Origin of the sequence: Mycolicibacterium flavescens (assembly GCF_001722335.1) — a bacterium.
Taxonomy (GTDB): domain Bacteria; phylum Actinomycetota; class Actinomycetes; order Mycobacteriales; family Mycobacteriaceae; genus Mycobacterium; species Mycobacterium flavescens.
Genome location: NZ_MIHA01000013.1, coordinates 19,637 through 40,776, shown reverse-complemented (window position 1 = coordinate 40,776; position 21,140 = coordinate 19,637). Strand labels below are relative to the sequence as shown.

18 protein-coding genes, 1 pseudogene and 1 riboswitch are annotated in these 21,140 nt (G+C 67.9%); of the genes and pseudogenes, 11 read left to right on the top strand and 8 right to left on the bottom strand.

Going from position 1 to position 21,140, the window contains the following annotated elements:
* Positions 1 to 14 precede the first annotated feature (14 nt).
* The 7 genes and pseudogenes from BHQ18_RS17690 (at position 15) to BHQ18_RS17660 (ending at position 7,331) form a co-directional block, all read left to right on the top strand.
* Positions 15 to 1,609: pseudogene (locus tag BHQ18_RS17690) on the top strand (HNH endonuclease signature motif containing protein).
* A 58-nt stretch (positions 1,610 to 1,667) separates the two neighbouring features.
* Positions 1,668 to 1,778: riboswitch (TPP riboswitch) on the top strand.
* On the top strand, positions 1,770 to 3,404 hold the full coding sequence (gene thiC / locus BHQ18_RS17685) for a phosphomethylpyrimidine synthase ThiC (protein WP_069414953.1): 1,635 nt from the start codon (positions 1,770 to 1,772) through the stop codon (positions 3,402 to 3,404). Its footprint overlaps the riboswitch before it by 9 nt.
* Before the next feature lie 10 nt (positions 3,405 to 3,414).
* Entirely contained in the window at positions 3,415 to 4,251 is an 837-nt protein-coding gene (thiD, locus tag BHQ18_RS17680) for a bifunctional hydroxymethylpyrimidine kinase/phosphomethylpyrimidine kinase (RefSeq protein ID WP_069414952.1), read from the top strand.
* Positions 4,248 to 4,871 carry an alpha/beta hydrolase family protein gene (locus BHQ18_RS17675; protein WP_069414951.1) on the top strand — a complete coding sequence of 208 codons (624 nt, stop codon included), beginning with the start codon at positions 4,248 to 4,250 and terminating at the stop codon, positions 4,869 to 4,871. The genes thiD and BHQ18_RS17675 overlap by 4 nt, the downstream gene beginning before the upstream one ends.
* Positions 4,872 to 4,905: 34 nt before the next feature.
* On the top strand, positions 4,906 to 5,493 hold the full coding sequence (locus tag BHQ18_RS17670) for a septum formation family protein (RefSeq protein WP_069414950.1): 588 nt from the start codon (positions 4,906 to 4,908) through the stop codon (positions 5,491 to 5,493).
* 55 nt (positions 5,494 to 5,548) lie between these two features.
* Positions 5,549 to 7,036 carry a flavin-containing monooxygenase gene (locus BHQ18_RS17665; protein ID WP_069414949.1) on the top strand — a complete coding sequence of 496 codons (1,488 nt, stop codon included), beginning with the start codon at positions 5,549 to 5,551 and terminating at the stop codon, positions 7,034 to 7,036.
* Positions 7,037 to 7,052: 16 nt separating this feature from the next.
* Positions 7,053 to 7,331 (top strand): DoxX-related protein, encoded by a 279-nt coding sequence (locus tag BHQ18_RS17660; protein ID WP_069414948.1) that lies wholly within the window; start codon positions 7,053 to 7,055, stop codon positions 7,329 to 7,331.
* Here the strand turns inward: BHQ18_RS17660 and BHQ18_RS17655 are convergent.
* Entirely contained in the window at positions 7,298 to 8,548 is a 1,251-nt protein-coding gene (locus tag BHQ18_RS17655) for a TetR/AcrR family transcriptional regulator (RefSeq protein WP_069414947.1), read from the bottom strand. The two genes, BHQ18_RS17660 and BHQ18_RS17655, sit on opposite strands and share 34 nt — an antisense overlap.
* 102 nt (positions 8,549 to 8,650) lie before the next feature.
* On the opposite strand from BHQ18_RS17655, the gene BHQ18_RS17650 reads away from it, so the two are divergent.
* Genes BHQ18_RS17650 through BHQ18_RS17635 form a run of 4 tightly spaced genes read left to right on the top strand, consistent with a single transcriptional unit; the run spans position 8,651 to position 11,751 of the window.
* The gene (locus BHQ18_RS17650; RefSeq protein WP_069414946.1) at positions 8,651 to 8,875 is read left to right on the top strand and encodes a hypothetical protein; all 225 of its coding nucleotides are present in this window, start codon (positions 8,651 to 8,653) and stop codon (positions 8,873 to 8,875) included.
* A gap of 13 nt (positions 8,876 to 8,888) precedes the next feature.
* On the top strand, positions 8,889 to 9,230 hold the full coding sequence (locus BHQ18_RS17645) for a hypothetical protein (protein ID WP_069414945.1): 342 nt from the start codon (positions 8,889 to 8,891) through the stop codon (positions 9,228 to 9,230).
* A gap of 14 nt (positions 9,231 to 9,244) precedes the next feature.
* Entirely contained in the window at positions 9,245 to 10,465 is a 1,221-nt protein-coding gene (locus BHQ18_RS17640) for an APC family permease (protein WP_069414944.1), read from the top strand.
* Positions 10,462 to 11,751 carry a uracil-xanthine permease family protein gene (locus tag BHQ18_RS17635; protein WP_069414943.1) on the top strand — a complete coding sequence of 430 codons (1,290 nt, stop codon included), beginning with the start codon at positions 10,462 to 10,464 and terminating at the stop codon, positions 11,749 to 11,751. The genes BHQ18_RS17640 and BHQ18_RS17635 overlap by 4 nt, the downstream gene beginning before the upstream one ends.
* Here BHQ18_RS17635 and BHQ18_RS17630 read toward each other — a convergent pair.
* From BHQ18_RS17630 to BHQ18_RS17600, 7 genes are all read right to left on the bottom strand, one after another.
* Positions 11,705 to 13,165 carry a M20/M25/M40 family metallo-hydrolase gene (locus BHQ18_RS17630; RefSeq protein WP_069414942.1) on the bottom strand — a complete coding sequence of 487 codons (1,461 nt, stop codon included), beginning with the start codon at positions 13,163 to 13,165 and terminating at the stop codon, positions 11,705 to 11,707. The two genes, BHQ18_RS17635 and BHQ18_RS17630, sit on opposite strands and share 47 nt — an antisense overlap.
* On the bottom strand, positions 13,162 to 14,679 hold the full coding sequence (locus BHQ18_RS17625; protein WP_069414941.1) for a M28 family metallopeptidase: 1,518 nt from the start codon (positions 14,677 to 14,679) through the stop codon (positions 13,162 to 13,164). The genes BHQ18_RS17630 and BHQ18_RS17625 overlap by 4 nt, the downstream gene beginning before the upstream one ends.
* Before the next feature lie 43 nt (positions 14,680 to 14,722).
* Positions 14,723 to 16,009, bottom strand: a complete 1,287-nt coding sequence (locus BHQ18_RS17620) for an HTTM domain-containing protein (RefSeq protein WP_234794220.1) — start codon at positions 16,007 to 16,009, stop codon at positions 14,723 to 14,725.
* Positions 16,006 to 16,614 carry a hypothetical protein gene (locus tag BHQ18_RS17615; RefSeq protein ID WP_069414939.1) on the bottom strand — a complete coding sequence of 203 codons (609 nt, stop codon included), beginning with the start codon at positions 16,612 to 16,614 and terminating at the stop codon, positions 16,006 to 16,008. Before BHQ18_RS17615 ends, BHQ18_RS17620 begins: the two co-directional genes overlap by 4 nt.
* 3 nt (positions 16,615 to 16,617) lie before the next feature.
* Positions 16,618 to 18,660 carry a beta strand repeat-containing protein gene (locus BHQ18_RS17610; protein ID WP_131815706.1) on the bottom strand — a complete coding sequence of 681 codons (2,043 nt, stop codon included), beginning with the start codon at positions 18,658 to 18,660 and terminating at the stop codon, positions 16,618 to 16,620.
* 810 nt (positions 18,661 to 19,470) lie between these two features.
* On the bottom strand, positions 19,471 to 20,223 hold the full coding sequence (locus BHQ18_RS17605; RefSeq protein WP_069414937.1) for an ABC transporter permease: 753 nt from the start codon (positions 20,221 to 20,223) through the stop codon (positions 19,471 to 19,473).
* Positions 20,220 to 21,131 (bottom strand): ABC transporter ATP-binding protein, encoded by a 912-nt coding sequence (locus tag BHQ18_RS17600; RefSeq protein ID WP_069414936.1) that lies wholly within the window; start codon positions 21,129 to 21,131, stop codon positions 20,220 to 20,222. The genes BHQ18_RS17605 and BHQ18_RS17600 overlap by 4 nt, the downstream gene beginning before the upstream one ends.
* Between the last annotated feature and the right edge of the window lie 9 nt (positions 21,132 to 21,140).

The window sequence follows — 21,140 nt, the reverse complement described above, 5'->3', positions numbered from 1 at the left end:
GCACTATCGGAACCATGATCGAACACACGTTCGAGTATGCGGATCCGGCAGCCAGCCTCGCCGTCGTCGAGGAGACACACCGGGAGGAGTCGAAGTTGATGGCACGCCAGATGGCGGCCATCGCCGAGCTGCTGACATGCCGCACCGCCGAGGCCGAAGGCATCGATCCGGACCCCGGGTGGTCGATGATCACCGGCTTCACCCGGACGTGCGCCGAGGTGGGGGCGGCGCTGAACATGGCTCCGATGGATGCGAGCAAGCTTGTGGCGTGCGCCGAGGCGCTCGACACCCGGTTGCCACGGATCTTCGCGATGCTGGCCGACGGCCGCGTCGACTTCCCCTGCGCGCGCGCCGTCGTGACCCGCACCGAACTCGTCGAGGACCGGTTGATCGGCCGGGTCGACGAGGAGTTGGCCGAGCGGATCGGCGGCTGGCACTCCTGGTCGCGCAAGCGCCTGATCACCACCGTCGACAGTGTGGTGCGCACCATCGACCCCGAAGCCGCCAAAGAGCGTCGTGCACGCGCCGACGGTGACCGGTACGTCAGCACCAAGGCCCAGCCCGACGGAACCGCCGTCCTGCGTGGACGCATCTCGGCGACCGCCGCCGCCACCTTCGAGCAGCGCATCTCCGGTTTGTTGAAGTCCCTGTGCCCGAAAGACTCCCGTACGAAGGACCAGCGGCGCGCGGACGCGTTCGATGCGGTGATGGCGGGCCGTAAGTTGGTGTGTGACTGTGGCAGGGCCGAGTGCCCGGTGCGCACCGAGGATTCCGACGACGAGCGCGCAGTGCTCGCGGTGATCAACGTGATCGCCACCGACGCCACGGTCAGCGGTCAGAGTGAGCAGCCAGGCTACCTCGAGGGTTTCGGCGTCATCGACGGCCGAGGTGGTACGCGAGATCGCCGAGGACGCCGCGGTCCGGCCCCTCGAACAGCCACACGTGACCGAGGCCGAGGCACATCGGTACCGCCCCGGCGCGGCGACGGCGCGGTGGGTCCGGATGCGGGACCTGACCTGCCGCTTCCCCGGATGCGACCGCCCGGCGACCGGCAGCGATCTCGACCACACCACGCCGTTCAACCATGCGGATCCAGGTATCCGGCGGGTTGACGGTGCCCTGGGGGCTGGCCGCCTACTGTCGCCGGCACCACCGGATGAAGACCTTCGTCTGCGGGCCGAATGGCTGGCGTGACGAACAGCTCGCCGACGGCACCATCGTGTGGACTTCCCCGACGGGCCGTGAGCACCGCACGACGCCCGACGGTTTTGAGCTGTTTCCCCAGATGCGGCCGCCGTCCGATCAGCCGCGTAAACGCAATCGGCAGCGCGAGCGCAAAGCACGGGTGCGGTACCTGCGACGGACCCTGCGCGCGCAGCGTCCGGTCAACGCCGCGCAGCGCAGGCTGGATCGGGCTCGGCACAGGGAGATCGAAGTGCGCAAGTGGCGCAACCGGTCTCGCAGGTTCCTGGTTCTGTTCAAGGGCCGCGAGCGCAGTAAGAGCCCGTTCTCCCGCTGGATCAACGAGCCGTTCGAACCCGAGGAACTGCCGCCGGACTGGCGGCCGTCACCGGAAGCGTCGCCGGAACCGGACGACCCCCCGTTCTGACCGGGGTCATTCCGGGGTTCCCTCTCCCAATCCGCAGCCTCCTGCGCTAACGTGGCCAACGTCCACACACGGGAGCGCGCACCCAGCGCGCTGAGAGGACGGGTGGGCCCGTCGACCGTACGAACCTGACCGGGTAATGCCGGCGTAGGGAGATGCTCGAATGACCGATGTTGTCGTCAATCCGTCTGTGACCACCGGGCCCATCGCGGGCAGCGTCAAGCACTACCGGGACCTCGACGGCGTGCCCGGCGCCAAGGTGCCGTTCCGGCGGGTGAACCTGTCGAACGGAGAACACCTCGATTTGTACGACACGTCCGGGCCGTACACCGATTCGACGGCGCAGTTCGACTTGCATGCCGGACTGCCGCCGCGCCCGGGCGTGGTGCGCGAGCGCGGCACCCAGTTGCAGCGGGCGCGCAACGGTGAGATCACCGCCGAGATGGCGTTCATCGCCGCGCGCGAAGGACTCTCGGCCGAACTGGTTCGCGATGAAGTGGCACGCGGGCGGGCCGTCATCCCCGCCAACCACAATCACCCCGAGTCCGAGCCGATGATCATCGGTAAGGCGTTCGCAGTGAAAGTCAATGCCAACATCGGGAATTCGGCGGTCACCAGTTCGATCGCCGAGGAAGTCGACAAGATGGTCTGGGCGACCCGCTGGGGCGCCGACACCATCATGGACCTGTCCACCGGTCGCGACATCCACACCACCCGCGAATGGATCCTGCGCAACTCCCCTGTGCCGGTCGGCACCGTGCCGATCTACCAGGCACTCGAGAAGGTCAACGGCGATCCCGTCGCGCTGACGTGGGAGCTGTACCGCGACACCGTGATCGAGCAGTGCGAGCAGGGCGTCGACTACATGACGGTGCACGCCGGGGTGCTGCTGCGCTACGTCCCGCTGACCGCCAAGCGTGTCACCGGGATCGTCAGCCGTGGCGGCTCAATCATGGCGGCGTGGTGTCTGGCCCACCATCGCGAGTCGTTCCTGTACACCCACTTCGACGAGCTGTGCGAGATCCTGCAGCGCTATGACGTGACGTTCTCCCTCGGCGACGGTCTGCGGCCGGGTTCGATCGCCGACGCCAACGACGCCGCCCAGTTCGCCGAACTACGCACACTCGGCGAGTTGACGAAGATCGCGAAATCCCATGGTGTGCAGGTGATGATCGAAGGTCCGGGCCACGTTCCGATGCACAAGATCGTCGAGAACGTGCGCCTCGAGGAAGAGTTGTGCGAGGAGGCCCCGTTCTACACGCTGGGACCGCTGACCACCGACATCGCGCCGGCATACGACCACATCACCAGCGCCATCGGCGCGGCGATCATCGCGCAGGCCGGCACCGCGATGCTGTGTTACGTCACGCCCAAAGAGCACCTGGGCCTGCCCGACCGCAAGGACGTCAAGGACGGGGTGATCGCGTACAAGATCGCCGCGCACGCAGCCGATCTGGCCAAGGGGCATCCCCGTGCTCAAGAGCGCGACGACGCGCTGTCGCGGGCACGCTTCGAGTTCCGATGGAACGACCAGTTTGCGCTGTCGCTGGACCCCGACACCGCACGCGAATTCCACGACGAGACACTGCCCGCCGCGCCGGCCAAGACCGCGCACTTCTGCTCGATGTGCGGCCCGAAATTCTGCTCGATGCGGATCACGCAGGATGTGCGCGACTACGCCGCCAAGCACGGCCTCGACAGCGAGGAGGCGATCGAAGCCGCGATGCAGCAGGGAATGGCCGAGAAGTCCCGGGAGTTCGCCGAACACGGCAACCGCGTCTATCTTCCCCTGGCATGAGGTTGACACCATGAGCTACCTTCCCCTGTCCGCGACGGGCCAGACGCCGGTGCGCGTGATGACGATCGCCGGTTCAGATTCCGGCGGCGGGGCGGGCATCCAGGCCGACATGCGCACGTTCGCGTTGCTCGGCGTGCACGGTCTGGTCGCCGTGACCGCGGTGACTGTGCAGAACTCGCTGGGGGTCAAGGGATTCCACGAGATCCCGCTCGACGTCATCTCGGGGCAGATCGAGGCCGTCGCCTCCGACATCGGCGTGCAGGCCGCCAAGACCGGGATGCTGGCATCGTCGGAGATCATCGACACCGTGGCCACGGCATGGCGAGGACAGGGTCTGGCAGGCACCGTGCCGCTGGTCGTCGACCCGGTATGCGCGTCGATGCACGGCGACCCGCTGCTTCACCCCAGCGCACTCGATTCGCTGCGCACGCAACTGTTTCCGCTGGCCACCCTGGTGACACCGAACCTCGACGAAGTCCGACTGCTGGTCGGCATCGACGTCGTCGACGAGACCACCCAGCGGGAGGCGGCGCGCGCCCTGCATGCGCTGGGCCCGCAGTGGGCGCTGGTCAAGGGTGGGCACCTGCGCGCGTCGGCGCACAGCCCGGATCTGTTGTTCGACGGCACCGACTTTCACGAGTTCGACGCCACCCGCATCGACACCGGGCACGACCACGGCGCCGGTGACACCCTGGCGGCGGCCGTCGCCAGCGCGCTGGCCCACGGATACCCGGTGCCCGACGCCGTCGCCTTCGGCAAGCGGTGGGTCACCGAGTGCCTGCGCGCCGCGTACCCGCTCGGGCACGGCCACGGACCGGTGTCGGCGCTGTTCCGGCTGGCCGAATGAGCCTCGAGCAGATCGACGGCGTCGCCCACGAGCCCGAGTCCGCCCCGGCCGGCGTCGTCGTCCTGACCCACGGCGCAGGCGGCAACCGCGACGCGCCGCTACTGACGCGGATCTGCGATGAGTGGGCCCGGCGCGGGTGGCTGGCGGTGCGCTACAACCTGCCGTACCGGCGACGACGCCCCAAGGGCCCGCCGTCGGGTTCGGCCACCGCCGATCAGGCCGGCATCGTCGAGGCGATCGCGCTGGCCAGGACACTGGCGGACGGGCCGGTCATCGCCGGTGGGCACTCCTACGGCGGCCGGATGACGTCGATGGTCGCCGCGGCCGGGACGGCGGGCATCGACGTGCTCACCCTGTTCTCCTATCCGCTGCATCCGCCCGGTAAGCCGGAACGCGCCCGCACCGAGCACCTGCCGGACATCACGGCGCCGACCGTGTTCACCCACGGCACCTCGGACCCGTTCGGCTCGATCGACGAACTGCGGGCGGCCGCCGCCCTGCTCACCGTGCGCAGCGAGGTCGTCGAGATCACCGGCGCACGACACGATCTGGGTTCCAAGACGCTCGACGTCCCCGCACTGGCGGTGGATGCGGCGCTGAGCCTGCTTCCCGCGCGCTGACACGGTTCCGGCCCGCCAGGCTACGGTGAGTCGGATGACCACGCCGCCGGGCCCGCCCCCGCCGTACGGACCCGGGCCGTACGACAACCAGCCGCACTACCCGCCGCCCCAGGGCGCCTATCCTCCCCCGCCGCCGCTGCCGTACTCCGGTGAGCCGGGCGGGTTCTACCCGCCGCCGAGGAAGTCCCGCAAGACCCTCTACATCGTGCTCGGCGTGGTGGCCGCCCTGGTTCTGGTCCTCGGGGGTGGTGCGACGCTGCTGTTCCTGCTCGGCAAGGACACCGTCACCGCGACCGACGTCGCGGTCGGCGACTGCCTGCGCGAGATCCCCGGCGCCCGCGTCGTGACCGTGCAGACCACGGCATGCGAGGAGCCGCACGCCGGTGAGGTGTTCGCGGTGCTGCTGATGCCCGACGGCGGCTTCCCCGGCCAGCCCGCCATCGAGGCCTACGCCGAACGGTGCGCGCCCGCGCTGTCGGCGTACTCGCCCGAAGCGGCGCTCGACGCCGCAGTGAACATGTACGTGCTCTACCCCACCGCCGAGACGTGGGCGGACGGCGATCGGGCCGTGACCTGCATCGCGACCTTCGAACCGCCCCGCACCGGATCGATGAGGGGCTGACGCGGCGGGCGGGACGCCTGCGGTCCCCAGGCGGTACCTGAGGTACCGTTTCGCCATGACTTCCGAGCAGTTCGACGCCGTCATCGTGGGCGCCGGTTTCGGGGGGATCGGCGCGGCCATCCAGCTCAAGCGGATGGGTTACGAGAACTTCGTCATCCTCGACCGCGAGGACGACCTGGGCGGAACCTGGCACGTCAACCACTACCCCGGCCTGGCCGTCGACGTCCCCACCACCACCTACTCCTACTTCTTCGAGCCGAACCCGAACTGGTCGCGGCTGTTCTCCACCGGCACCGAGATCAAGCAGTACGCCAACGACGTCGCCGACAAGTACGACGTGCGCAGGCACATCCGGTTCAACACGTCGGTGGAGAGCGCGCGCTGGGACGAGGAGGCCGACCTCTGGCGGGTCACCCTGGCCGACGGCGCCACGGTGAGCACCCGCTACCTGATCACCGCGACCGGCTTCCTGTCCCAACCGCACATGCCCGACATTCCGGGCATCACCAGCTTCGCCGGCAAGATCATCCACACCACCGACTGGGACGACGCCTACGATCCGCGAGGCCAACGCGTCGCGATCATCGGCACCGGAGCCACGGCGGTGCAGTTGATCCCCGAACTGGCCAAAACCGCTGCCGACCTGACGGTCTATCAACGCACACCGATCTGGGTGGTGCCGAAGCTGGACTTCAAGTTCTCCGCCCGCGCGAAACGACTGTTCGCGCGGTTCCCGGTGACGCAGCGCGCCATCCGCGCCGTCACCGACGCACTCTACGAGTTCTTCATCTACGTGGGCCTGCACCACAGCAAGACCCTGTTCCGCCGGCTCAACATCGGCGCATCCGACCTGGCGAAGATGCACCGGTTCTTCTCGATCCGCGATCCCGAGCTGCGCGAACAGCTCACGCCCGACTACGACTTCGGCTGCAAGCGGCCCACCTTCTCCAACAGCTACTACCGGGTCTTCACCAAACCCCATGTGCACCTGCAGAGTTCAGGGATCGAGCGGGTCGAGTCCGACGGGATCGTCAACAGCGACGGCACCAAGACCGAGATCGACACCCTGGTGCTCGCGACCGGCTTCGACCTCTGGGAAGCGAATTTCCCGGCGATCGAGATCATCGGCCGCGACGGCCGCAACCTCGGGAAGTGGTGGCGCGAGACCCGTTTCCAGGCATATCAGGGCATCACCGTGCCGCACTTCCCGAACTACCTGAGCCTGGCCAGCCCCTACGCGTTCCTCGGGTTGAACTTCTTCAACACGATGGAATACCAGATGCGCCACATGGATCGACTGTTCGGTGAGCTGAAGCGCCGAGGCGCGACAACGTTCGAGGTCACCGAGGAAGCCAACGCCCGCTACCTGGACCGGATGACCGAACTGATCGGCGACTCGGTGTTCGCCGTCGGCAACTGCGCCACATCGCGGTCGTACTATTTCAACCCGAGCGGCGAGGCCACCCTGCTGCGCCCGATGTCCACGCGCAACGCGATCAAGGAAGCCTCGCAATACCCATTGAGCGACTACCGAATTGCGTGATCAGAAAGGAACACCAGTGTCATCTGTAGAGTCGGGCAGCGGTTCGCGCGTCGCCACCCTGGCAGGTCTGGGCCTCGCCGGCGTCGGGCTGTCGCATTTCCTCAAGCCGGAACTGTTCGAATCGATGACGGTGCAGGCGTTCCCGCGCAACACCCGCCAGTTCATCTACGTCAACGGCGGAATCGAGACCGCGATCGGCCTCGGCCTGGCCGCACGCAAGACCCGCAAGCTCGCGCTGCTCGGAACCGTCGGCTACCTGGCCTATTTGGCGGGCAACGCGGCGCGCAACCGGTAGCGGCCCAGCAGCGTCACGTCGAGCAACCGGGTCAGCATCGCCCGGTTCTGCGGCGTGTTCGAGTACTGCATCAACCGTCCGAGGTCGATCACCAGCGACATGGCCGCGTGCACGGCGAAGCGCGCCTGCGCGGGCGTCCACTCGGGCCGGACATCGACGACCAGATCGACGATCGACTCGACCGTGGAGCGCTGCATGTTGCGCAGAATCTTCTGATCGGTCGGCGACATGTTGAGCCGCTCGGTGTAGTACACGTAGTCCAGTTCGGGTTGCGCGAACGACCGGGCCACATACGCGTCGATGACGGCGGTCAGCGCGTCCTCGCTGTCGGGGTGTGCGGCAGTGAGCGCGGTCAGATCCTCGGACAGGCGGTCCGCTGCCCGACGGAACGCGGCGGCCAGGATGTCGCTCTTGCCGGCGAAGTACCGGTAGATCCCCGAAGCGGGCATACCGACCGCCGCCGCGATGTCCTCCATGCCGGTGTCGCGGTACCCCTTGTGGTTGAACAGCCGCATCGATTCGGTAAGCAGCGCTTCGTATTTCGATGACTCGGTGCTGGGGGGCTGCGGTGCGGCCGGGTCGTCGGCGGTGTCCACTTCGTCGCTGCTGCTCGGCAGTTCGGTCGCCATCAATGCCGCCGACAGGTCGGCCAGCAGCGCCCGGACCTGAACCGCGGGCAGCTTGGCGCGATGGTCGACGATGCTGCCGATCACCGAGATCACCGCGATCGACAGCGTCCACCGCTGCTCCGAAACCAGCTCCGGGCGCAGTGCGCGAAGCGGGCGTTGCAGCCGGTGGTGGACGGTGCGCATCTGCGCGATCAGCGAGGCCTGGTCGTCGCCGCGCAGGAACCGGCCCTCCCAGCGGTACAGCCCACCCGACTCACGGTTGGCCAACGCGGTGTCGATGAGCGCCGAGACCAACCGATCCAGTTCTTCGTGCGGATCCTCGAACTCGGTGTCGTCGGCGAACGCCGTACAGTCCACGAGCTGCTGGCCCAGGTTGAGCACCGCGTCGCGGAAGAGGTCGTACTTGCTCGCGTAGTGCCGGTACAGCGCGGCCGCCGAGATGCCCACCCGCGAAGCGATGGCCTCCATGCTGACCCCGTGAAAGCCCAGCGAACTGAACGCCTCGGCCGATGCCCGGGCGATCTGCGCTTTGCGGTCCTTCGGTCGGCGCCGAACCGCGTCGCCACTCGCGGGCCGGGTGCGCGACATGGAACAACGATAACGGAACGGGTGACGACGTAGGTGCCGGCTTCGGTTGGCGGTAATCATCAACTGCGTCACCAACGTCGGAATGGTCATTAACATAGTAGTGTGTTCAGCGCGCTACGGAAGATCTTGGGTTTCCAGGTCACGATCGGTGAGCTGATGGCGGCGGCGCTGATCCTCGGCACCCCGTATCTGCTGATCGGCGTTTTCTGGTCCACCACCCACACCGATCATCTGCGGGAGATGGACGGCGCTGACTTGGCCGTTTCATATCTCGGGTCGATCGTGTCGTGGCCGGTGCTGCTGTTCTCGAACGTCTGCATGACCTGAAGGGGGGTCCGTCTTGTCGCAACGTCACCACCGCCTGGCCTACACCGGGATCATCGCGGCCGTCGTCCTGATCTTTGGGCTTCTGGCCATGAACTTCCCGGTCTTCCTCGACGACTACGACCAGTACGGTTGGCAGATCAAATGCGGTACCGGTTACCTGACCGATCTCACGCAGGCGGCCGCGGCCGGCGGCGACGTCAACTACGTGGACCAGTGTGAGAGCGCGTTGCTCGTGCGTCGGATGTGGACGATGCCGCTGACGGTGATCAGCGGCACCATCCTGCTCGCGGTGCTGGTGGCCGCCGCCACGACGTCGGCCCGCGAATCCCTTCTGCCGCATCACACTGACGCCTGATCTAGCATTTCGGCGTGAGCACGCCGGAAGGTCCTGCGCTGCACCGGCGGCTCGGCACCTTCGACGCGGTCGTCATCGGACTGGGTTCGATGATCGGCGCGGGCATTTTCGTCGCACTCGCCCCGGCCGCGTCCGCGGCCGGGTCGGGCCTGCTGGTCGGCCTGGCCGTCGCGGCCGTCGTCGCCTACTGCAACGCCACCTCCTCGGCGCGGCTCGCCGCACGTTACCCGCAGTCCGGCGGCACCTACGTCTACGGGCGCGAACGCCTGGGCGCCTTCTGGGGACACACCGCCGGTTGGAGTTTCATCGTCGGCAAGACCGCCTCGTGCGCGGCGATGGCGCTCACGGTCGGCTACTACCTGCGGCCCGAATGGGCGCGCGGCATCGCGGTCGCGGCGGTGGTGCTGTTGACCGCGGTGAACTACGCAGGTATCCGCAAATCGGCCGTGCTGACCCGGGCCATCGTCGCCGTCGTCCTGGCCGTTCTCGCCGGAGTGGCGGTAACCGTGTTCGGATTCGGCGACGCGGACCCGGCGCGGCTGTCTTTCACCTCCGAGATCACCGTCGGCGGTGTGCTGCAGGCCGCCGGACTGCTGTTCTTCGCGTTCGCCGGGTATGCGCGGATTGCGACACTCGGCGAAGAGGTCCGCGATCCCGCCCGCACGATCCCGCGGGCGATCCCGGTGGCGCTGGCGATCACGCTCGCGGTGTACACCGTGGTCGCGGTCGCTGTCCTGAGCGGATTGGGAAGCGACGCACTGGCTTCGGCGACCGCGCCGCTGGCTGACGCAGTCACGGCGGCCGGTGTACCGGCGATGGCGCCGGTGGTGCGGGTGGGCGCGGCGGTGGCCGCGCTGGGTTCGCTGCTGGCGCTGATCCTCGGCGTCTCCCGCACCACGCTGGCGATGGCGCGGGACCGGCATCTGCCCGCCGCGCTGGCGGCCGTGCACCCGAGGTTCGGCAGCCCGCACCGCGCCGAGGTTGCGGTCGGCGTGGTGGTCGCCGCGGTGGCGGCCCTGGTCGACGTGCGACAAGCGATCGGGTTCTCGTCTTTCGCCGTCCTGATCTATTACGCGATCGCCAACGCGTCGGCCTGGACGCTGGGACGCCGCGTCGTACCCGGACTGGGTTTCGCCGGGTGCCTGCTGCTGGCCGCGCTGCTGCCGTCGGCGTCGGTGGTGGCCGGTGTCTGCGTGGTGCTGGTGGGCGCTCTGGCATACCGTCTTAGACCGTGATCGATCTGACCTGGCGGCGTGTGGAGGCCCGCGCCGACGAAGATTTCGTCGTCGCCCCCGATGAACGCCTCGGCTGGGGCCGCACCATCGGCCTGGGCGCTCAGCACGTGGTGGCGATGTTCGGCGCCACCTTCCTGGTGCCGGTACTCACCGGTTTCCCACCGGCGACGACGCTGTTGTTCTCCGGGGTGGGCACCGTGCTGTTCCTGCTCATCACCGGCAACCGGCTGCCGAGCTATCTCGGGTCGAGTTTCTCGGTGATCGCGCCGGTCACCGCGGCGGTGGCCTCGCACGGCACCGGCAGCGCGCTGGGCGGGCTGATCGCGGTCGGCCTGTCGCTGATCGTGATCGGCGCCGTGGTGCACCTGGTCGGCACGCACTGGATCGATGTGACGCTTCCGCCGGTGGTGACCGGCGCGATCGTCGCGCTGATCGGGTTCAACCTGGCGCCCGCGGCCAAGGCGAACTTCGAGGAGGGCCCACTGGTCGGGTTGGTGACGCTCGTCCTGCTGGTGGCGACGCTGGCGTTCTTCCGCGGCATCATCGGCCGACTGGCGATCTTCGTGGCGGTGGCCGTCGGCTATCTGTTCGCGCTGGTCCTGGGCGACGTCGACACCTCGGCGATCGCCGAGGCGCCGTGGCTGGGCCTGCCCGAGTTCCAGACACCGACATTCACGATCGCGGTGCTGCCGATGTTCCTGCCCGCGGTGATCGCTCTGGTCGCCGAGAACATCGGGCACGTGAAATCGGTCGGGCAGATGACCGACACCGACGTCGACCCCGTGATGGGACGCGCGTTGGCCGCCGACGGCGTGGCCACCACCCTGGCCGGCTTCGGCGGCGGGTCGGCGACCACCACGTACGCCGAGAACATCGGTGTGATGGCCGCAACCCGGGTGTATTCGACTGCGGCGTACTGGGTTGCGGCCGCGGTGGCGATCGGGCTGTCGCTGTGCCCGAAGGTCGGCGCGGTCATCTCGGCGGTACCCGCCGGCGTGCTCGGTGGTGCCACGGTGGTGCTCTACGGTCTGGTCGGGGTGATCGGCATCCGGATCTGGCTGACCAATCGGGTGGACTTCTCCAAGCCGGTCAACCAGATGACCGCCGCCATCCCGCTGATCATCGGGATCGCCGATTTCACCTGGAACGCAGGAAGTCTGACGTTCACGGGAATCGCGCTCGGATCGATTGCCGCGCTGGCCGTCTACCACGGCATGCGGCTGCTGGGGTTCCGGTCGGCTAGGGAGCGGTCCGATGCCGCTGATCCCGCGCCGGAACCCCGTTGACCCCGTCGACGGCTTGGGCGTAGACGGCCACGGCGTAGGCGGCAGCCGGTCCGAGCGTGGACAGCGCATCCCGGTTGACTGCGTCGAGCCGGTCACGCGCCGTGCGGTAGTTCGGGTCGTAGGGCACGCCGGCCCGGCCGCCCCAGAGTCGGGCCTGTATCTCGGTTTTGCGTTGTGACGCACCGGCGGTCAGCCCTCCGACCGGGACGCCGGCGGCCAGGAACGGGTAGTAGTCGGTGAACCGGGTCAGCGGCATGTCGGCCGGCCGCACGCCTGCGGTGTTCAGGTAACCGGCCAGGGTCCGCTCGATGCCTGCGGAACCGTCGGGCACCGACCGCAGCGGGATGTCGGGGTTGGGCTGCGCGGACTGGTCACCGTCGTAGGTGAAGTACCCGGCGTTCGGAGAGCCGAGCATGTCGAAGCCGAGATAGAGCGCGATGTCGGCGAGTTCTTCACGGGACAACCCCTGCACGTACCGTGTCGGCCCGGCGGGGCCGTTCTCCTCGGACGCCCAGAAAGCGAAGCGGACCGCGTTGGCGGTGCGCGGTTCGGCCCCCAGCGCCGCGGCGGTCTCCAGCAGAGCGGCGACGCCGGTGCCGTCGTCGTTGATGCCCGGGCTGCCCCGCGAGCTGTCCAGGTGCGCACCGGCCACCACGACGTTGCGCGCGTCCCCGGTTTTGGTCTGCGCGAGCACGTTTCGCGTCTTGCGCATCACCGGTTTCTGGTCCAGGACAAGACGCACCGACGCGTTGGTGCGACGGAGGGCGGCGTCGGCGGCATTGCCGATGACGGCCACCGGGATGGTCAGTCCGCGGTAGTAACCGGGGGTGAACAGACCGGGCGGGCTGCCCGAGCTGCCGGGATCGCTGACGACGAGAAGCCCGACGGCGCCCTGGTTGACGGCGGCGTTCTGCTTGTCGACGACCGAGCACCCGGTGTCGTCGACGATCGCGATGGTGTTGCGCATCGACCTGCCGCCGTAGTCTGCGGATCGGCAGCCTGCCGCGTTCTGCGGCCGCAGCGTGACGGCGTTCAGACCGCCCGCCGGTGTGGTGATCAGCAACGACGCCTGGTCGACGGGGAAGTCGCGGCCGGCGACCCGCAGGGTGGGCTTGCCGCCCTCGGTGCGGTCGAGTAACTCGAACTCGGGGGTGGACACGTCGAAGCCCTTGTCGCGCAGGAACTGTGCGACGTAGTCGATCGAGGCATCGTAACCGCGGGTGCCGTCGGCTCGGGTGCCGGCGTTGGTGTCAGCGATGTCCTGAAACTTCTGCAGGTGGGTGACCATACCGTCGACGGTGACCTGGTCGGCGATGTGCCGCGGCAGGTCCGCCGGTTGCGGCGGCTCCGACGAGCACGACGTGAGTCCGGCCAGGACCCCGATCACGCCGATGACGGCCGCCCATCTGGTCATGACGCGAGCGGGTGGCGCGTGCGCAGGTCGCGGGTGGGGACGCCGTTCTGGCCGCCCTGGTCCTGGGCGTAGATGCCGATGGCGTAAGCGACGCCGGCGCCGTGGATTCCGAGTGCAGTGCGATCGATGGTGTCCACCGTATCGGATGCCTTGTGATAGTTGGGGTCGAACGGCTCACCGGCGCGGCCGCCCCAGCGCTCGGCCTGCTCTTCGGTCATCTCCGATTCCGCCCCGGAAAAGGTGCCGCCGGCGGGGACGCCCGCCAGTGTGAAGGCGTCGTAGTCGGAGCGACCGTCGAACGTGGTGTCTTGCGCGGGTTTTCCGGCGGAGTCCAGGTATGCCGTCAAGGTGCGCTCTACCCCGGCGGAGCCCTCCGGGATGCGCTGCGCCACGCCGTTGCGGTCGGGCGGCAGGGAGAGGTTGCCGTCGTAGGTGAAGTAGCCGGGGTTCGGCGAGCCGACCATGTCGTAGTTGAGGTACAGCGAGATGTCCTTGAGCGCTTCGATGTCGAGGGACTCGACGTAGTTGTTGGACCCGTACAACCCGATCTCCTCCGCACCCCAGAAGCCGAACCGCACGGCGTAGTTGACGTCCGGGGATGCCCCCAGTTGCAGCGCCGCCTCGAGGATGGCGGCGACGCCGGATCCATTGTCGTTGATCCCGGGCCCTTCCGGCACGCTGTCGAGGTGCGCCCCCACCATCACGACGTTGTCGGTGTCGCCGGTCCTGGTCTGGGCGATGACGTTGCGGGATTTCTCGGTGCGCACACCGGCGTTGAGTTTGATGGTCGTCTCGCCGGGTTCGGCGCGCAGGCGGTCGCCGGTGTCCTTGGTGACGCTGATGACCGGGATCTTGACGTCGGTGCGCTCACCGAGCGTTCCGCCCATCTCGTCGTTCTCCTCGTTGTTGGCGACGATCAGGGCGACCGCTCCGCGGCCGGCGGCGACCTTCTCCTTCTCCGAGAACGGGCACTTGCCGCGGTCGACGAGGACGACGGCTCCGTCGACGGGCAGGCCGTCGTAGTCCGAGGCGGTGCAACCGGGGGAATCGTCGACACGGGCAAGCACCAGGGGGCCGGTCACGCCGTCGGGCGGGGTGCCGATGGTGAAGTTGAGCGGGCGGGCCTCGAGGGAGGTGCCGTCCACCGACAGCGAAGGCTCGTCGGCGAACGGGATGAGGACTTCGAACTCCGGCGTCTGCACATCGAAGCCCTTGTCGCGCAGGGTGTTCGCGACATAGTCGACGCTGGCGTCGTAGCCGGCGGTGCCGAGCGCGCGGTTACCGTCGTGCTCGTCGGCGATCTCCTGCAGCCGGGTCAGGTGCGCGTAGATGGCGTCCGCGGTGGTGCGCCGGGCCAACGCCCCGGCGAACTCGGTGACGGCTGGTGCGACGCCGGGCTGGGACGTCGGCGGCTGCACCGCGGGCTGCGGCTCGGTGTCGCTGCCGCATCCGGCCAGTGCGACGACGATCGCGGCCAGCATCCCGACAGCTCTCGACGGTGGTGTGAGGGTCATCGCCCACTACGTTAGCGCCGGGAGGGCGCGAGGCGGCCGAGCGTCAGTTCGTGTGGCCGGTCAACGAGCCGTTCCGGCGGGCATGACGACCGGTCGGTGCATCGGATCCGGCTTCCGGGATGGGCACAGCGATCGACAGTGCGTCCGCGTTGCGGTGGCCACCGGGGATCGGACTGCTGATGTCGGTGTGACCGTTCCCGTTGCGGGCGCGGCCGGCCTCGATGATGCGTTGCTGACGGGGGTCCCCGCCGCGGTCGACGAAGATCTCGGTGGGCAGCTTCACCCGGAGCGGACGTTGGGGCGCGCGCTGCGCCTGTGGCGCCGAGTCCTCGTCGGGTTCGCGGTTCTCGTGACGAAGCTCTTCTTCGAACAGATCCTCGTCATCGCCGGGCAGACGGGACAGGATCCGGTTCTTGAGCCGTACCAGACGTGCCTGCGCACCCTCGGCGAGCGCTTGAGCCCGTTCGGGCGGGATGAACGCGAGGTACAGCACGAACATCGACATGGAGAAGAAGCCGACTTCGAGAAACAGGCTGATCGACAGGTGCAGAATCACGCCACCCGCCAGCACCCACGGCCGCCAGGACCGCTTCCACACCAGGATCCCGATCGCCAACTCGAGGGCCAGCGTCCCCCAGGTCAGCACATTGGAGATGAGCAGGTTGGTGGACAGCCACTCCGGTGTGGGCAGGATGAGCAGGTCGTGCTGGCGAAGCGAATAGCCGACCGCCGTACCGTTCTGCCAAGTCTCGCCCGCCAGCTTATGGATGACCGTGGTGACGTAGATGATCGTCACCTGAATTTGGATGAGCCGCAACGCCCACGGCCGGATCTGGCGCGCGGAGAAGAACGAACCAGACCGCCGTCGCTGATCCAGTGACAGGCCCGCACCGCACGGAGCCAGCGCGAGGTAGAGCGCCGTGATGCGGATGACGGTGTCCCCAGAGTTGAAAATCACCGGGTTCCGTCTTTCGAACGACATGATCAGGACGAAGACGACGATCGCGGCAATGCGACTGTGCCACCCGACCGTCAACGCGATGGAGGCGACCAGCAGGACGAGCCACCCGACGAGGATGGCGCTGTCACTGGCGTAGACATGGAAGATGCCCCACGTGAAGGTCCGCGACGGCGGGCGCGGGACCACCCCGTCGGCGCCGAACGCGACATTGAGATCCGATGCCAGCAGCATCGTCCAGCCGATCATCAGCAGGCCGAACACCATTCGCACGATGCCGAGGGTGTAGCCGGGCTGGTTGCCGAACCAGAAGGACTGCCAAGCGTTCACAGCCCGGCCCGCGCGGTCCCGGACCGCTGTCTTCAGGTTCACGATGGCGCTCCCTTTTCGGTCACCTGCGGCTCGTTGCGCTTCGGGTGCGGAATCCGCACGTCGTAGATCACCCTCTTGGCGCGTTTCGGTTCACCTTTGAACGGCAGCGTCTCGGTTTTCACGACCATGGCCACGCGTGCCGGGCGTTCGCCCTTGTTGGTCATCTTGCGGACCACCCAGGCCGCCAGGCCGTCGCGGAAGTCCTTGTGCTTGATCACTTCTTCCTTGATCTTGCGCCAGTAGAGTCCGGGCATCGAGGGGTCGTCTTTGATCAGCCACACACGGTCTTCACCGTTGCTCATGATCACGTGAACCTCCAGCACGGAGAACGTGCGCGGCGGGTTCGGCGCGAACATTCCCCAGTTCTGGTCGAGACCGGTGGCACGGGCGACAGGGGTGAGAACCGGCGCCGCCGTCTGTTTGAGCACCGAGTTGGGCAACGACGACAGGATCGCGGTGGACAGGATCACGATGATCAGCACGCTCGCGCCGATGTCGCGAGCCCGCCGCCACAACACGCTGGATTTGGTGGCGCGCGCTCGCTTGCCGCCTGCCCGCCGCCGGGTCCCCGGCTTCGGGTTCTTGTGTTCGGTCTCGGTGCCCATCGGTTACAGCTCCCACCATCCGTTGCCGCCGCCGGTCCGGAACGGCTGTTGTCCGGTGACGATTTCGACTGCGGTGCGGATGAGGTTGACGAAGAAGTTGATGACGCCTTGGACCAGTCCGCCCAGCCAGTGGAAGAAGCGGGTGAGCGCATTGTCACCACCCTGCCCACCATCGGTGGAATCGGTTGCGCCGGCGAGGTCACCGGTCACATCTCCCAACGTGTCACCCAACGTGTCGGTGGCATCGCCGAGCGTGTCGGTCACGTCGCCGGTCACATCGCCGAGGGTGTCCGTCACGTCACCGAGCGTGTCGGTCACGTCGCCCAACGTGTCGCCGAGCGTGTCGGTCACATCTCCCAAAGTGTCGGTGACATCGCCGAGAGTGCCCGTGACGTCGACGGTCGTCAGCCCGTCGGTCACATCCCCGGTCACATCGCCAACCGTGTTCGTCACATCGCCAACCGTGTCGGTGACATCGCCGGTCACATCACCGACCGTGTCCGTGACATCGCCGAGGGTGTCCGTCACATCGCCGGTCAGGTCGCCGACCGTGTCGGTCACATCACCGAGCGTGCCCGTGACATCGCCGAGGGTGTCGCCGAGCGTGTCGGTGACATCGCCGGTCACGTCACCGACCGTGTCCGTGACATCGCCGACCGTGTCGGTCACATCCCCGGTGAGATCCCCGACGGTGTCGGTCACACCACCGAGAGTGTCGGTGACATCGCCGAGAGTGCCTGTGACATCAGCGGTCGTCAGCCCGTCGGTCACATCACCGGTCACATCACCGACCGTGTCCGTGACATCGCCGACCGTGTCGGTCACGTCCCCGGTGAGATCCCCGACGGTGTCCGTCACATCACCCAACGTGTCGGTGACATCGCCCAACGTGTCGCCGAGCGTGTCGGTCAGGCCGACGGTGTTCGTCACATCGCCGGTCACGTCACCGACCGTGTCCGTGACATCGCCGACCGTGTCGGTCACATCCCCGGTGAGATCCCCGACGGTGTCCGTCACATCACCCAGCGTGTCGGTGACATCGCCGAGAGTGCCTGTGACATCAGCGGTCGTCAGCCCGTCGGTCACATCACCGGTCACATCACCGACCGTGTCCGTGACATCGCCGACCGTGTCGGTCACATCCCCGGTCAGATCCCCGACCGTGTCCGTCACATCACCCAACGTGTCACCGAGGGTGCCCAAAGTTCCTGTGTCACCGGTGATGTCACCAACGGTGTCGGTCACGTCCCCGGTCACATCGCCGACCGTGTCGGTCACATCACCGAGAGTGTCGGTGACATCGCCGAGAGTGCCTGTGACATCAGCGGTCGTCAGCCCGTCGGTCACATCACCGGTCACGTCACCGACCGTGTCCGTGACATCGCCGACCGTGTCGGTCACGTCCCCAGTCAGGTCACCGACGGTGTCCGTCACATCACCCAACGTGTCAGTCAAGCCCACTGTGTTGGTCACATCGCCGACTGTGTCTGTCACATCGCCGGTCAGGTCACCGACAGTGTCGGTCACATCGCCGAGGGTGTCGGTGACATCGCCGAGCGTGCCCGTGACATCAGCAGTCGTCAGGCCATCGGTCACATCACCGACCGTGTCTGTCAGCCCGTCGGTCAGGCCACCCACGGTGTCGGTGAGGCCGCCGACGACGCCGCCCAGGATGGCTGTCGGGCCGAAGGCCTTCTCCGGGTCCGAGCTCGAGAGTCGGGAATCGGCATCGGATTCCTCCTCGTCGCCGCCGGAGGTGGTCCCGATCGCGCCGCCGCTGGTGGTGCCTGCCCCGACCCGGGTCTTGGGGGTGCTGTCACCGCCGGTGCTTCCGCCGTCGGCGCCGCCATCGGTGTCGCCGCCGGCATCTCCGTCGGTGCTGGTGCCGGCGCCGGTGCTACCGCCGGTGCTACCTCCGTCACCGGAGTCACTGTCGCTGTCGGCGGGTGCGAGCGGCACCTGACCGGACCCGAGCGCGCCGGGCGCATTGACCAACTGGACGGCCACTGTCGGTGGCGCCTGGTACTGAGCGAGGGTGAGGGCCATGCCACCGGCGAACACGCCCAGCCCCACTGTGCGTGGCTTGAAAAGGGGATTCGGAGCTGCGCGGTGCCGACCACGCGCGCCTGCCCGACCGTCGGGTTGTACGTTGACGCCCGATTTTCTCTTCGAAGCCCGGTGGCGTCCCCGCGCCGGCATATCACCCATCGACCCGACCCTTCTCGTCGCAGAACCTGGTGGCTCCGCCTGACCCCAAACGGGCCATGTCTCCCAAATTTGGGACAAATGGCCCTCGCGGCGGATTTTGCCACACGGTCAGCAAATTTAGCTAGTGCCTTTCGCTAAGCGAAGTATTTAGCGTCGCAAACGGGCGCGGAGCCGAGCCGTCAGCGGATCAGCGCCGGGCATACATCCGTCCGAACCGGAACTCCCGGATGGCGACTGCCACCAAGAAACCGGTCGTCACAGGCCTGAGAACCATTCGAACCCCCGGGCGGCCCGAAGCACACCCTCGCCTTCATCGCTTGCCGCGTCTGGGGCCACCCCCGCCCGCATGTCCGTCAGCTAACCCGCTGCGAGCCCAGAACACGAGATCCAAAAAGTTTGCTAGCGGTGACCGCGTATTTCGCTTCGCAACAACCCCCGGAATCGGATCGCTCCGATGTTTCACATCGCAAACATCCAGCTCAGAGTCGCAGGACCCGACTGCCCGGCGCGTTCGGTATCCGCAACCTGCGCATACTTTTTTAACGGTGGCGTCAAACCGGTTCTTTGCCATGAATTCATCGCCGCGCTCAAAGATCGGCCACCCGCGGCGTCCCGGGCGCACCGCCGCACCGCACGAATCGGCGCAGATCAGGCGTCGCGCACGTTCACCACCGCGACCGCGGCGCCGAACACCACCGCCACCACCGCGACGAACAAGACAAGCGATCCCGCCGGACCCCACGCCATCGCGTACACCGGGTACAGCCACGGCACCTCGGTCACCAGGAAGATATTCGCGAACGGCAGATACGGCCCCACGCGCGTGCCGACATCGGGCAGGTTGGCCAGCATGGGCTCGACCACCAGCGGCCACAGCAGCAACACCGCCACCGCGCCCGGCCCAGCTCTCAGCAGGGCACCGACCCCGACACCGAGGACCGCGGCCAGCGCCGCGTAGAGCCCGACCGCCCCGGCCACCCGCCACACCTCACCCGACGCCGTGGACAACTCCGCTCCCGCCGGCACCGCCGCGACCGCCCGCGCAGTCAGGATCGAACCGAGAACCAGTGCCGCCGCATACACCCCCGAAAAGACCGCCACCACAACCGCTTTGCACACCAGGACCAGGCTGCGGTTGGGCGCGGCGAGGAACGTCGTACGGATCATCCCGCTGCGGTACTCGGCGGTCACCGTCATCGACGCCAGCACCATCAGCACCGGCACCCCGAACACCGCGATCCCCAACGCCGCCCGCTGCGGCTCCAGCGACGACGAGGCCAATCCCCCCTGCAGCGCCGCCAGCGCCAGGCTCAACACCGCCACACCCACGGCGATCCACACCGACGAGCGCGTGGTGGCCAGCTTGATCCGCTCGGCGTTGAGCAGCGACACCGCGCTCATGCGCCCGACGTCCGGTACTCGACAGCCTGATCGGTCAGTTCCATGTAGGCCTCCTCGAGCGAGGCCTGGCGGGCGCTCAACTCGTGCAGCGTGATCGCGTTGCGGGCGGCCAGGTCGCCGATCACGTCCGTAGTCGTACCCGTCACCACCAGCGCGGCCCCCGCGGGATCGGCCTGCACCGCGAGTCCCGCGTCGGCGAGCACCCGGTGCAGCGAGTCGGCCTGTGGACTGCGCACCCGCACCGCCCCGGCACCCGAGCGGCCGACGAACTCCGCGACCGTCGTCGACGCGATCAGCCGACCCCGCCCGATCACCACCAGGCGGTCGGCCGTGTTGGCCATCTCGGCCAGCAGGTGCGAAGACACCAACACCGTGCGGCCTTCGGCGGCCAGCGACCGCATAAGCGTGCGCACCCACCGGATGCCCTCGGGATCCAGCCCGTTGACCGGTTCGTCGAACAACAACACCGGCGGGTCGCCCAGAAGGGCCGCCGCGATCCCGAGCCGCTGGCCCATCCCCAACGACAGCGTTCCAGCCTTCTTGCCCGCGACCGCTGCCAGGCCCACCATCTCGAGTACCTCGTCGACCCGCCGGCTCGGGATGCGGTTGGTGGCCGCGATCCAGCGCAGATGGTTGCGCGCCGACCGGTTGGGATGGGCCTGCCGCGCATCCAGCAGGGCTCCGACCGTGCGCAGCGGATCGGTCAGCTTTCGATAGGGCTGCCCGCCGATCGTGGCGCTGCCCGAGGTCGGATGGTCCAGTCCCAGGATCATCCGCATCGTCGTGGACTTCCCTGCCCCGTTGGGCCCCAGAAACCCGGTGACCAGTCCGGCCTCGATGGAACACGTGAGGTCGTCGACGGCGCGGGTCCGGCCGAACACCTTGGTCAGTCCGGCCAGTTCGATCATCGGCCCACT